This is a genomic window from Asaia bogorensis NBRC 16594, from assembly GCF_001547995.1.
In the GTDB taxonomy this organism is placed as follows: Bacteria; Pseudomonadota; Alphaproteobacteria; order Acetobacterales; family Acetobacteraceae; genus Asaia; species Asaia bogorensis.
In genome coordinates this window covers 118,224-130,045 of the sequence record NZ_AP014690.1, presented here as the reverse complement: position 1 = coordinate 130,045, position 11,822 = coordinate 118,224, and the positions used below count along the sequence as shown (strand labels likewise).

General features: G+C 58.7%; 10 protein-coding genes. 6 read left to right on the top strand and 4 right to left on the bottom strand.

Annotation, left to right across the window (positions count from 1 at the left end; all coding sequences use genetic code 11):
- Positions 1–50 precede the first annotated feature (50 nt).
- Complete coding sequence (locus Asbog_RS00590) at positions 51–944, top strand: SDR family oxidoreductase (protein ID WP_062163713.1); 894 nt, start codon at positions 51–53, stop codon at positions 942–944.
- Here the strand turns inward: Asbog_RS00590 and Asbog_RS00585 are convergent.
- Positions 932–1,165, bottom strand: coding sequence for a hypothetical protein (locus Asbog_RS00585; RefSeq protein ID WP_062163712.1), 234 nt, complete (start codon positions 1,163–1,165; stop codon positions 932–934). The two genes, Asbog_RS00590 and Asbog_RS00585, sit on opposite strands and share 13 nt — an antisense overlap.
- A 5-nt stretch (positions 1,166–1,170) precedes the next feature.
- Between Asbog_RS00585 and Asbog_RS00580 the strand changes: the two genes are divergently transcribed.
- The 5 genes from Asbog_RS00580 (at position 1,171) to Asbog_RS00560 (ending at position 5,904) form a co-directional block, all read left to right on the top strand.
- Positions 1,171–2,049: a LysR family transcriptional regulator gene (locus Asbog_RS00580; protein WP_062163711.1), complete on the top strand. Its 879-nt coding sequence runs from the start codon at positions 1,171–1,173 to the stop codon at positions 2,047–2,049.
- 210 nt (positions 2,050–2,259) lie between these two features.
- Positions 2,260–3,237 (top strand): DUF1852 domain-containing protein, encoded by a 978-nt coding sequence (locus Asbog_RS00575; protein ID WP_062163710.1) that lies wholly within the window; start codon positions 2,260–2,262, stop codon positions 3,235–3,237.
- 61 nt (positions 3,238–3,298) lie between these two features.
- A complete protein-coding gene (locus Asbog_RS00570; protein ID WP_062163709.1) occupies positions 3,299–4,330 on the top strand; it encodes a methionine synthase in 1,032 nt (343 codons plus the stop codon).
- 133 nt (positions 4,331–4,463) lie between these two features.
- The gene (locus Asbog_RS00565; RefSeq protein ID WP_062165606.1) at positions 4,464–5,015 is read left to right on the top strand and encodes a flavin reductase family protein; all 552 of its coding nucleotides are present in this window, start codon (positions 4,464–4,466) and stop codon (positions 5,013–5,015) included.
- A 25-nt stretch (positions 5,016–5,040) separates the two neighbouring features.
- Positions 5,041–5,904, top strand: a complete 864-nt coding sequence (locus Asbog_RS00560) for a methylenetetrahydrofolate reductase (protein ID WP_062163708.1) — start codon at positions 5,041–5,043, stop codon at positions 5,902–5,904.
- A 96-nt stretch (positions 5,905–6,000) separates the two neighbouring features.
- Here Asbog_RS00560 and purU read toward each other — a convergent pair whose 3' ends face one another.
- The 3 genes from purU to Asbog_RS00545 form a co-directional block, all read right to left on the bottom strand.
- Entirely contained in the window at positions 6,001–6,885 is an 885-nt protein-coding gene (gene purU, locus Asbog_RS00555; protein WP_062163707.1) for a formyltetrahydrofolate deformylase, read from the bottom strand.
- 175 nt (positions 6,886–7,060) lie between these two features.
- Positions 7,061–8,197 carry a metallophosphoesterase gene (locus Asbog_RS00550; RefSeq protein WP_062163706.1) on the bottom strand — a complete coding sequence of 379 codons (1,137 nt, stop codon included), beginning with the start codon at positions 8,195–8,197 and terminating at the stop codon, positions 7,061–7,063.
- A 143-nt stretch (positions 8,198–8,340) separates the two neighbouring features.
- Entirely contained in the window at positions 8,341–11,694 is a 3,354-nt protein-coding gene (locus Asbog_RS00545) for a TonB-dependent receptor domain-containing protein (protein WP_062163705.1), read from the bottom strand.
- Between the last annotated feature and the right edge of the window lie 128 nt (positions 11,695–11,822).

Here is an 11,822-nt window from a genome sequence, read left to right as displayed (position 1 = left end):
GATGACTATGGCCGCCATGATCATGCTCTGACAACCAAGGAAACTGGATCATGCGCGTTTTTCTGACCGGGGCGAACGGTTTTATCGGCGCCAAACTCGTTGCGGAACTTATTGGGGCAGGCCATCAGGTGCTCGGCCTGACGCGCTCGACGACTGGCGCACAAAGGCTCCAGGCTGCAGGTGCAGAAGCGCTGCACGGCGATCTGGAGGATCTCGCCAGCCTGCGCGCAGGAGCGGCAGGAAGCGACGGCGTGATCCATACCGCGTTCGACCATGACTTCGCGCATTATCTTGCCAATTGCGAGAAAGACCGACGCGCTATCGACGCCATCGGTGAGGCGCTTGAGGGCTCGAACCGCCCCTTTGTAATCACCTCCACAACGCTGTTCGGCGAAGCTCATCCCGGCGCGTGCGCGGATGAGGATGTGTTCAACGCCCAGCACAAGAATCCAAGGGTCATTTCAGAAATCGCAGCGCAGGGGATGATTGATCGCGGCCGGAATGTCTCGCTGGTGCGTCTGTCGCAAATTCACGATACGGCGCGTCAGGGCCTCGTGACATTTCTGATCCAGCTCGCCCGCGAGACAGGGCGTTCCGCCTATATTGCGGACACGGATTATCGCTGGTCGGCAGCCCCTGTTTCGGCCACCGTCACACTCTATCGTCTGGCCCTTGAAAAGCAGGCCCACGGCGCACGCTATCATGCAACGGCGGAAGAAGGTGTGTCGGTACGCGCCATTGCGGAAAGGATCGGGCAAACTCTTGGCTTGCCCGTCACCGGACTGAGCGAGGATGAGGCAATGGCTCATTTCGGCTGGTTATATAGCTTCGTCAGCAAGGACATGACGGCTTCGAGTCAGAAGACACAGCAACGCCTTGGCTGGCAGCCCGTTGGGGCCAGCTTGCTGAGCGACGTTGCTAATCTGAGCCCTCAGGCGGCGTGAGCCGGCAGATCGTGACCTTGCTGGCGTATCCCATAAGGGCTGCGCCAGCTTGCCTTTGACCACTCACCACGCTCAATGCGACGAAAACCGCCATTTCCCTGCCGAACGTGTCGGGGCCAGAGAGACGCCGTTCGCGCTCCCTGATCGTGATCACGCCAGATCGCCTGCTTGATTCCTGCCTGAAATTCATCACAGATGAGGGAAACCTGACGGATATTCATGGATCATGATCGACATTCAGCCGCTGGCCATTTTGCGTGAAATCCATCGCACCGGCAGCCTGACACAGGCAGCAGAGCAATTATGCCTGACCCAGTCTGCCGTCAGTCATGCCATCCGCCGTTTCGAGGACCGATACAGCGTCAAGCTGTTCGAGCGCGAAGGCCACAAATTGCGCTTTACCCTCGCCGGAGACTATCTGCTCGGGCTCGCCCAGCGCGTCCTGCCGCAGCTTGAGCATGGCGCCGGTGTGCTGGAAGATTACGCGCGCGGTCGACGGGGCTCGATCCGTATCGGTATGGAATGTCACCCCTGTCAGGACTGGCTGATGCAGGTGGTCGATCCCTTTCTTGCTGCGTGGCCTGATGTCGAACTCGACGTCACGACCGCCTTCCAGTTTGGCGGACTGACGGCTCTGCTCGGCCATGAAATCGATATTCTCGTCACGCCCGATCCGATTGCGCGCCAGGAACTCACCTTCACGCCCGTCTTCGACTACGAGCTCGTACTGGCCGTGTCCGACACGCACCCTCTGGCGCAGAAACACCATATCGAGCCTTCTGACCTCACAACCGAGACGCTGATCACCTATCCTGTCTCGCGCGAGCGGCTTGATATCTACACGCAATTCCTCGTCCCGGCCCACGCCCTGCCGCGGCGGCACCGCACGGTAGAAACCACCGATCTGATGCTGCGCCTTGTGGCATCCGGACGGGCTGTCAGCGCCACACCGGACTGGCTGCTACGCAAGGTGAAAGGGGTGAAAGGAGTCAGGATTGGTAACGGAATTCTCAAATCCATCCATCTGGGCCACCGCACAGGTACGGCACCCCCATATCTGGACGGATTCATCAAACTGGCAGCCAGTGTCAAAATCGACTCATGACGCCGATGATCAACGGCGCCGGGCCTACAGCATCCCGCGTGTCTTTCTGACACGACAAGGATAAACATGACAGATTGTCATGTTATGACGAATTATAATCATTTGTCTTCATGATGGGTCACGCCAGATAAACGGGCCTCGCTCGCACCGCGCGGCGGCACTCTCAACGTGGCGCGGAAAACAGGTTCCAGCAGAGGATACCCGCCCATCATGACCCGCGATTTCACCTTCAAGGTCAAAAGCCTCCGGTTTGACGAAAACTATGCGCCGGCTCCCGGTACGCGGCTGACCACCAATTTCGCCAATCTCGCGAGAGGTGAATCCCGTCAGGAAAACCTGCGGGCGGCGCTGCACATGATCGATCATCGCTTTAACGATCTCGCTCGATGGGACAACCCTGAGGGTCATCGCTATGCGCTCGAACTCGATATCGTCTCCGTCGACATGGATATCACCGGGTCCGGTGAGAGCTTTCCTGCCATCGAACTTCTCCGGACCACGATCATCGACCGGACCAATGGCAAGCGCATAGAGGGCATCGTAGGCAATAATTTCTCATCCTATGTGCGCGATTATGATTTCAGCGTACTCCTGCCCGAGCATAATCGCGGACGTGACAGTTTTTCGGTTCCCGATGATTTCGGCCTTCTGCATGGCAGGATCTTCAAGGCTTTCATCGCCTCGGAGGTCTACGCGGCCCATTTCACGAAGCCCCCCGTGATCTGCCTGAGCGTTTCTGAAAACAAGATCTATACCCGTACCACCAATGAGCATCCCGTGCTGGGCGTGGAATACACACCCACCGAGACCTCACTGACCGAAAGCTATTTTGGCAAGATGGGAATGCAGGTGCGCTATTTCATGCCGCCCGGATGCGTCGCGCCCCTCGCCTTCTATTTCTCTGGCGATCTGCTCAATGATTATACGCCTCTCGAACTGATCAGCACGATCAGCACGATGGAGACATTCCAGCGTATCTATCGTCCGGAAATCTACAACGCGAACTCGGCTGCCGCCTCACGCTACAAGCCCAGCCTGCGCCAGAACGATTATTCCAACACCCGTGTAGTCTATGACCGCGAGGAGCGCACGCGCCTCGCTATCGAGCAGGGACGATTTGCAGGCGAGCATTTCATTACGCCGCACAAAACCCTTCTCGAGCAATGGTCCAGCCGATACGCCGCCTGAGCCCTTCATTCAGCATCACTAAGCCGCCCCTGCGGGCCATCCCTCTGAAGAGTCATAGTTCATGAAGAAGCTTCTCCCCACTGCAACAGCTGGCAGCCTGCCAAAGCCCTCATGGCTTGCCGAGCCAGAAAAGCTCTGGTCCCCCTGGAAAATGGAGGGCGAGGCTCTGGTTGAGGCCAAACAGGATGCGCTTCGCGTCTCGCTGCTTGAGCAGCAGGTGGCAGGCGTCGATATCGTCAGCGACGGCGAGCAGACACGCCAGCATTTTGTCACTACCTTCATCGAGCACCTCGCCGGTGTCGATTTCGAGAAGCGCGAGATCGTCACCATCCGCAACCGCTACGAAGCCAGCGTGCCCACGGTCGTAAGCGCGGTCGCGCGTGAGAAGCCGGTTTTTGTCGAGGATGCAAAATTCCTGCGTCAGCAGACCAAGGCGCCGATCAAATGGGCACTGCCCGGCCCCATGACCATGATCGACACGCTGTATGACGCGCACTACAAAAGCCGCGAGAAACTGGCCTGGGAATTTGCCGCCATTCTCAATGCCGAAGCCCGTGAGCTGGAGCAGGCCGGCGTGGATATCATCCAGTTCGATGAGCCAGCCTTCAACGTGTTTTTCGACGAGGTCAATGACTGGGGCATTGCCACGCTGGAGCGCGCCATCGAAGGGCTGAAATGCCAGACCGCCGTCCATATCTGCTACGGCTATGGCATCAAGGCCAATACAGACTGGAAAAAGACGCTGGGCCATGAATGGCGCCAGTACGAACGCACCTTCCCGAAGCTGCAGGCCTCGAACATCGATCTCGTGTCGCTGGAATGCCAGAACTCCCACGTGCCGATGGAACTGATCGAATTGCTGCGTGGCAAGAAGGTGATGGTCGGGGCCATCGATGTCGCAAGCAACCACATCGAAACCCCGGAAGAAGTTGCGGATACCCTGCGCAAGGCGCTTCAGTTTGTTAATGCCGAAAATCTCTGCCCCTGCACGAATTGCGGCATGGCGCCGCTTTCACGCAACGTGGCCAGAGGCAAACTTCAGGCTCTCGCCGCCGGTGCCGAGATCGTCCGTCGCGAGCTGACCTGCGCCTGATCCCACCCTCTCGATCATGAGCGAGACGATGCCGGTTGGCCGCGAAAGCTGACCGGCCTGTTTTCAGGATTCGGCCCCAATGGCGGCAGGGCCGCATTTGCCGCGCTCATTAAACGAAGATTCGGCAGAAATCATGACAGAAGCCCCCCTGAAGCCCAGTCCAGACATCCAGGCCCAAAACAGCCTTGATCCAAAAGCCCTGCGCGCCTGCTGTGGGCAGTTCGCGACCGGCGTCACGGTTGTGACGACCCGCACAGAGGAGGGCGATCACGGCATGACGGTCAGCGCTTTCATGTCGGTCTCGCTCGACCCACCCCTGATTGGTGTCTGTGTTGGTGCGCGTTCCACGCTTCTGGCGCGGGTCCTCCATGCTGGCCGGTTTGCCGTCAGTGTCCTCGCGCAGGATATGGAGGCCCATGCCATGCATTTTGCGGGACGACGCAACGACGCATTGCAGGATCTGTTCGAGCCGTGCGACGGCTTGCCGGTTCTGAAAGGCGCAGGGGCGGTCTTCACCACGGATCTCGTGCAGCAGGTAACGGCGGGAGATCATGTCATACTGATCGGTCAGGTATGCAGCATGACCCATGACAAGGCCGCACGCCCGCTCCTGCATCATGCCGGACAGTTCAAATCCATCGCCTCTCCAGATTCATGCAGCCCTGAACGACAACACAGGACATGATCCCCATAACGGGCAGGGGAACGCCATGACAGTGCAATCAACGGGGAAAACGGACGGGGCACACAACCCGGATCGGCTCTGGCGCTTTTCGCTCGAAGTCACGACCAGGGATCTGCCATCCCTGAAAGGCATGATGTCATCGGGAACATCGCCCCTGGGGCCAGTCACACCTGTCATGATCCCTCATCTGGCCAATGACACGCAAGCAGCGCGTCTGGAGGCCATCCGCACCATCAGGACCCTTGGCCTGCTTCCTGTGCCGCATTTCTCCGCCCGACGCCTTGCCTCGAAAGCGGCCTGCGAGACCCTGCTGGCACAGATGGTGGCCGAGGCCGAGATTGAGCGATGCTTCATTGTCGCAGGGGACCCGTCCGAGCCTGCAGGCCCTTTTGCCGACAGCGCTGCCCTGCTGGCAACCGGCCTGTTCGAGAAAGCAGGGATCAGGGTTGTCGGTATCGGGGGGTATCCTGAAGGCCATCCCCTCATGACGCCTGAACAAGGCTGGACGGTGTTGCAGCATAAATGCCGCGATATCGAGGCACGGGGCATGACGCCCGAAATCGTCACGCAATTCGGCTTCGATGCTCAGGCCATCATGGCGTGGCTCATGCGCCTGCGTGAACGTGGGATCACATGCCACGTCAGAATAGGCGTTCCGGGACCTGCGTCGATCGCCTCCCTGCTACGTTTTGCCGCACGCTGCGGGGTAGGGGCCTCTGCCTCCGTGCTTTCCCGATATGGCATATCGCTTGGCAAGTTACTGGGAAGCGCCGGACCGGACCAGCTGATCACCCAGCTTGAAGAGCAGCTGGCCGACGCGCATGGCCCGGTCAGCCTGCATTTCTACCCGTTCGGTAATCTCGGGCGCACCATGGACTGGATTGGCTAGCGCATCGGCAAAGGGTGATGGATCGCAAAACCGCCATGACCATCGCCCGGTGATCGCCTCTGACAGCGATCCCATGCAACAGGGGCGCTGTCTGGTTCAGCCGTTACGTGACGAGGCAAAGGATCCCGGGCTTGCGGGAAAGACCACCGTGCTGCGGCCGTTGAGAAACACACGCCTGTGGGCATGGGCATGGATTGCGCGTGCCAGAACCTGACTTTCCACATCACGTCCCAGCGTGACGTAGTCTTCAGGTGACTGGTTGTGCGATACGCGAATGATATCCTGCTCGATGATCGGCCCCTCATCGAGTTCCGCCGTGACATAATGCGCGGTCGCACCGATCAGCTTGACGCCACGCGCATGAGCCTGATGGTAGGGATGAGCGCCCTTGAAACTGGGCAGGAAGGAGTGATGGATGTTGATCGTGCGCCCTGACAGGGCCTGACACATCTCATCAGACAGAACCTGCATATAGCGCGCCAGCACCACAAGCTGCGCCCCGCTGTCGCGAATGATAGCAAGCTGCTGCGCTTCGGCCTCGGGTTTGTTTTCTTTCGTCACCCGAATGTAGTGGAAGGGTATGTCGTGGTTGACCACCAGCTTCTGGAAATCCAGATGATTGGAAATTACCGCAACGATATTGATCGGCAGGGCCCCGATACGGGTGCGATAGAGCAGATCGTTCAGGCAATGGCCGAACCGTGACACCATGATCACGACATTCAGCCGCTCATTCTCGTCATGGAAGGTGGCGGTCATGCCGTATTGCGCGGCGATCGGGGCGAAATCGCGCTGCAATTCCTCAAGGCTCGTATTCGCCTCGGCCAGAAAACTGGTTCTCATGAAAAACCGGTTCGATTCGATATCGTCGAACTGTGAGCTATCGCGGATATTGCAGTCTTTTCCCGCGAGATACCCCGAGATTACAGCCACAATTCCACGACGTGCCTCGCACGTTACCGTAACGCAATAACGGCCCATCCTCTTCCCCTGTCTATTGTCGGCACGTGCTGCTTCATCGCCGAGGCACGATATCCCCGGCCTGCACCCTGACTGGCCGCACGGTTATCACAACCGCCTTTATTGCTGCGGGACGTAGCAGCTTCATGCGGCCGTGCCTACAGCAGGGCCATAGCCTTCTAGACTGTGACGCGCCCTACCCTTTTCGCGCCAGCGATCGGGCGGATTTGAGGTGAAAGCAGGTAATTTCGGAGGGTCTGCCAAGACGAAGTGCGAAGCCGGGCCAGATACCGGTACCATTGCTCACGTAAAGCGTCATGGCACCAATTTCGTAGCGGCGGGAAACAAAGCCGTTATTGCCACGCGCCACCATGCGGTCGAGACCATAGATCATCCCGCCATGCGTATGACCCGAAAGCTGAAGCGCCACGCCCTGAGCCGCGGCCTCACGCGCACCGCCGGGCTGATGATCGAGCAGAATGACAGGCGCGCCTTCAGGACGTCCTGCCAGCGCCGCCGCCAGATTGGGCTTGGCCTCACCATGACTGGCCGCGGAGTGATCTGTAACACCCGCAACCACCAGCGACGCGCCGTTACGGGTGATGAGCCGATGCGTGTTGAGCAGCATGTGAAAGCCGAGCGTGCCGATATGCTGCATCCACTCGCGATAATCGAAAAAATACTCATGGTTGCCCGGACAGGCCATCAGCCCGTCAGGGGCCGCAAGCTGCGCAAGCGGGGCAACATCGTCGCGGCGCATGGCCACCGATCCATCGATAAAATCTCCGGTTACGACGATCAGATCTGCCCCGATGGCATTGGTGCGTGACACCACCTCCTCGGCCCAGCGACGCGGGAAAACCTGGGTGATGTGCAGATCGGTCAGCTGGGCAATGCGATAGCCATCAAAAGCAGGCGCAAGCCCCTTGATGCTGACTGTCTCATGCCTGACCGGCGGTACACGCACGGCATTCCACACCCCCAACGCCGACAGCAAGGCAGCAAGCCCACCGATTGCGACGCGCGGGATCGTGCCGATCACGATGCCATGCCACTGCACCAATGCCACCAGAGCCGCGACAATATCGACCATGATTTGCCCGACGGTCACGAACATCAGGGCGCCAAACGCCCAGTTGAACAGGATGACCACAGGGCGCGGCATTTCCGGCGCAAAGACAGAGCCGGAAGAGAGACGGCTCCACTGGTGAAAGAGCGCCGCTCCAACGATCAGGATGATCGCAGCCAGTTTGACGGGAAGTGCCAGAGGAAGCGGCCAGAGCCAGTTCAGAATGACAACGACGAAAAGCGTACCGAAAATGAATGGGCGCAAGAGACAGATGATCCTGAAAATGAGGCCGCAACAGGCAACGCTCCTGCAAGGCAAAAGGTTTTCCCTGTGCCGCGCCTCTTTCAGGACCATCGGGGGAGAGGCGTTGAAAAACCCCTCTGCTTTTGCAGAGGGGTGCGGTTGCATCAGAAATGCACGCCGATATTGAGCTGGAAGCTGCGTCCGATAAAGGCCTCGTAATAACGGTTGGTATCATAGATGCCCGGGTCCTTCGGCAGGGCATCGGTGATGTTGTTGATGACGAAATTAGCCGCGAGATTCTTGGTGATTTCATACGCCAGGGAGAGATTGAAATAGGCGAATGAAGGACGCTTGTTATCCTGATAACGCGTGGCCGGCACCTGCACTGCGTACTGGGTCGGCCCATACCAGAGCGTCTGCCACTGGGCCGAGAACGGACCGCGCATGTAGTTCAGGTTGAGCGTGAAGTTGTCGTTGGGTGCATCTGTCGTTCCCGAGAGGAAATAGGTGCTGCCCAGATAGGTGTTCTGGCTCTTGAGATAGTGAACGTAGTTGCCGCTCAGATCGATTTCACCGGCACCGTCGCCCAGCCCGAAACGCGACAGGGGAGCGTAGTAGTCGAAGGTTGCCTGCAAAGCCTGCGTCTCATAGCTGGCAATGTTGTAATAGCCTGCGCTGAAGGTCGAAAGCTGACCGGAGGAATCACGTGTGAAGGTGTTGCAGAAGGCATTGGACGGGTAGCTGGACGAGTCATAGCAGGCATTCATCAGATCCTGCGCGCCCAGTGAGGTAATGGCGTTTTTCACCTTCACGTCCACAAAAGACGCCTTCATGTCGAGGCCACGCACGAAATGCGGCCGGAATTCGAGGCTGCCCGTATAGCTCTTTGAGGTTTCGTTCTTGAGGTTGCTGTTGCCGCCTGCGCTGCCCGGAATGGTGTAGAAATTGAAGTTGGAGGTGAAGGGCTGGGTGATGCCTGCCTTGGCGCAGTTTGCTGCACGAATGGCCGGGTTGGGTCCGGAACCGACACCTGCGTCGGAGCACGGATCAACGCCTGATTCGTAATCGGTGGAGCGGGGCGAAAACAGTTCCGTCACGGAGGGATTACGCACTGACTGGGCATAATTGCCGCTCAGGCCGAAATCCTCGGTCGGCCACCAGGCACCGCCGAACATGTAGGTCCAGTAATTGCCGGTCATGCTGTTATTGATGAAGCGCCCATTGGCTGTGGCCGACAGGTTATAGATACCCGGCACGTTCATGGTCGGCGAGACGAAAGGCACGTCCAGCTCGCCGAAGGCTTCATGCGTATGATACGCGCCGCCTGTGGGCGGAATAGCCGTGCTGTTGCCGTATTGCTGATACGTGCCATCACCCTGCGGCCAGCCGCGGAAGAACGCGCCCGGATCGAAATGATACCCTTCGCGGCGATGCTCATAGCCCAGATCCCACCGGATATCGCCTGCGGGCAGGCGGAACACCGTTGAACTCAGTTCGGCCTGGATATCGCGCTGGGTATTGTTGTTGCGCGAATGGGCATCTGAAATGACATAGTCACGTGCGCCCGGCGTCATCTGGTTATAGCCGAATGGATTGAGTGGTTCACAAGTCGAACTGCGCGTGGCGATGGGTGCATTCTGATAGCCCGAAGCGCACACGATATTGCCGCTGGAATCACGCACGGCGTTGAGAGCATTGACGAGGTTGGGAATGACGATGGAGGGCGTCCAGGTATCGTTCATGTAGCGCGTGTATTCACCACGCACTTTCCAGTCGAACTTTCGCCCCACTGCATTGAAATCACCGGCAAGCCCGCCCTGGAAGCGATACATCTGCACCTTCGTGCGATAGAGGCCCGCGTCGAGGTCCTGATTCAGACGGTTCAGATAGAAGGTGTCTGTCGGCTGACCATTGGCAGCGAGGGCATTCTTTATCGTCTGCTGCTCGGCGCTGGTCAGATAGGGATTGCTCGTGCTCAGCGCATAGGCGCCATTGACGACATCGTTGGTGTAATAGCTGCTGCTCATCGGGCCCGCCGTATTGAGCGTCAGGGGATTGTCGAACTGGGTCGTGCTCCATGTGCCCTGACCCACCTGACTCTCGGCGCTGCCACGGGCATACCAACCCTGCCATGTAGCATGGATGTGCCGGGTGATGTCGTAATGCCCAAGCAGCGTCAGGTTCAGCTTGTCATTGGGGGCGATCAGCTGATTGTAGTCCTGCAGGGCGATACCGTTCCCGCCTATGCCGTGCGTGGTGTCTCCCTTGAGATAGGCATTTGCCTGAAGGGGAATGAGCGACTGGCCATTCTGGCTGAACATGAGCGGCATATTGGCGGCATTGGCCACGGCGTTATTGGCCTGACCGGCCAGCGCGGCGCCAGCAGACCCCGCATAGACCGGGAGATTCCCATAATCACCTGTGATCATGGGAATACCGGTCACAGAGTTCTGGATGAACCGTGAGCCAGCACCCAGAACATAGGTGTAGGGCGAGCTCTGCCCGAGTGGTACGCGATGATAGAGCACCGCGTCACGCCCGAACACATCAGGCCGGTCATTGGCGACCATACCGCCCTGGTTGCGATATTCCACATCAAAGACCATGCCGCCCTTGTCATGGTCGAAATTGCGGCCTGCCTTGAAGGTCAGTTTCTCACCCGGTGCATCGAGCTTTTGCGACCAGTTACCCTGGGCATTGAAATCGACACCGGTGAAGTGGTCATCGAGCGTATAGTTCATCACGCCCGCCACGGCGTCGGCACCATAGGCCGCGCCCGCGCCGCCGAGGCGCGTATCGATACCCTTGATGAGCGAGGTCGGAATCGTGCTCACATCCACCTGCGAGCCCGAACCAGCACCATAGATCGAGGCTGTCGCGCCACCGCCCATACGCATGCCATCGATCAGGGTCAGCGTACGCTGGGCGCCCAGATTGAGGAGGCCGATAAAGGACTGACCCGCCCCGAAGCTGCCCTGGTTACCGATGGTGGAATTCCCACCCTGGCTGATTGCCGGATTTTCACGCAGAAGGGCCGTACCGAGATCGTAATATCCCCGACGTCGGATCTGTTCCCCACCCAGGGTCGATCCTGCCATGACATTCGTCAGGCGCGATTGCGACAGGCGCGTGCCGGTTACGATGATGGTCTCTTTCTGCGGCGAGGAATCCGCCGTTTCCACGCCACTTGAGAAAGGCAGGGCAGGCTGGGCGGCAGCACTCGACGCGCCGTTTTGCGGTGCCGTGCCTGCACCGGTTACCGCTGCGCTGCCACCAGCGCTCCCTGCCGCCACGCCCACCTTCGAGGATGTCGCCTTGGCCGTTGCATGAGCGGGTTTTTTCGTCGCGTGAGATGACCGACGCGCGGTGGTCTTCTTGTGCGCGGTTCCCGCCCCCTGAGCGATGGTCTGGGCAAGGCCCTCTGCCGGCGCAGCAAACACTGTGCAGAACAGGGCAACCATCAATGTGCTCTGCCGCAGGCCCCTGTGACGATAAGGCAATGTTACCCGGCGCACCATCGTGAGACTCCCCGTGAATATGTTTCGTAAAAATAACGAAACATACCGTAAGGAAATTTTTCCGGTTTGGTATCTATAACGCAACGATAACGAAAAATACTGGCCGTCGTTGCTTTTTCGCAACATAT

Bases quoted from the DNA above. Each gene is read 5' to 3' on its own strand.
- purU (WP_062163707.1), bottom strand. From the start codon at position 6,885: ATGGGCCGTTATTGCGTTACGGTAACGTGCGAGGCACGTCGTGGAATT.
- Asbog_RS00575 (WP_062163710.1), top strand. From the start codon at position 2,260: ATGACCCGCGATTTCACCTTCAAGGTCAAAAGCCTCCGGTTTGACGAA.
- Asbog_RS00545 (WP_062163705.1), bottom strand. From the start codon at position 11,694: ATGGTGCGCCGGGTAACATTGCCTTATCGTCACAGGGGCCTGCGGCAG.
- Asbog_RS00565 (WP_062165606.1), top strand. From the start codon at position 4,464: ATGACAGAAGCCCCCCTGAAGCCCAGTCCAGACATCCAGGCCCAAAAC.
- Asbog_RS00590 (WP_062163713.1), top strand. From the start codon at position 51: ATGCGCGTTTTTCTGACCGGGGCGAACGGTTTTATCGGCGCCAAACTC.
- Asbog_RS00580 (WP_062163711.1), top strand. From the start codon at position 1,171: ATGATCGACATTCAGCCGCTGGCCATTTTGCGTGAAATCCATCGCACC.
- Asbog_RS00570 (WP_062163709.1), top strand. From the start codon at position 3,299: ATGAAGAAGCTTCTCCCCACTGCAACAGCTGGCAGCCTGCCAAAGCCC.
- Asbog_RS00585 (WP_062163712.1), bottom strand. From the start codon at position 1,165: ATGAATATCCGTCAGGTTTCCCTCATCTGTGATGAATTTCAGGCAGGA.
- Asbog_RS00560 (WP_062163708.1), top strand. From the start codon at position 5,041: ATGACAGTGCAATCAACGGGGAAAACGGACGGGGCACACAACCCGGAT.